Raw genomic sequence first — 687 nt, forward strand, 5'->3', positions numbered from 1 at the left:
GTCGATACGAACGTCGGTGCACTCGCCATCCCGAACACCACCTCCCATCCTGGCGTCCGCGAGCAGAGCGGGATGAGTTGGCCGTCGTTCACCCAACAAGACGTGCACGACTCCATCCCGTGTTCCCGACACCACCCGTGTTTGTGACTCAGATCACATAAATCTTGAGTCGGATAGGCTCAACTTCGGGAACAAGAGGTGGCTCATGTTCGTCGTGGTGGATGTCCGGCCGCCGGGGCGACAGGTTCTGGCGGACGCGGTAACGACACGTGATCGAGTTGTGGAGGTGAGAGCCATGACGCTGCCTGCTGTGCGATCGTCGAGCTCGCTGCGGCACTGGGACCCGTTCCGGGAGTTCGAGGACCTCTACAGTCAGATGGGCCGCTGGATGGACTCGGTGGCCGGTCGCCTCGACGAGGGCGTGCGGGCCTGGTCGCCGCTGGCCGACGTGACTGAGACCGAGGACGCCTACCTGGTCGAGGTCGAGCTGCCCGGGATCAAGCGCGACGACATCACCATCGACGTGGTCGGCACCGAGCTGGCCATCAACGGTGAGGTCAAGGAGAAGGAGCGGCAGGGCTGGTTTAGGCACCGCACCCGCCGCACCGGCCAGTTCGCCTACCGGGTGACCCTGCCGCAGGACGTGAACGCCGACAAGATCGAGGCCACCCTCGACGAGGGCGTGCT

1 protein-coding gene is annotated in these 687 nt (G+C 64.6%); it reads left to right on the top strand.

Features of this window, described 5'->3' with window-relative positions:
- Window positions 1–295 precede the first annotated feature (295 nt).
- Window positions 296–687: Hsp20/alpha crystallin family protein (locus H5411_RS46660; protein ID WP_183128049.1), on the top strand; the 392-nt coding region annotated here is incomplete at its 3' end.

The organism is Amycolatopsis echigonensis, assembly GCF_014174495.1.
Lineage (GTDB): Bacteria > Actinomycetota > Actinomycetes > Mycobacteriales > Pseudonocardiaceae > Amycolatopsis > Amycolatopsis echigonensis.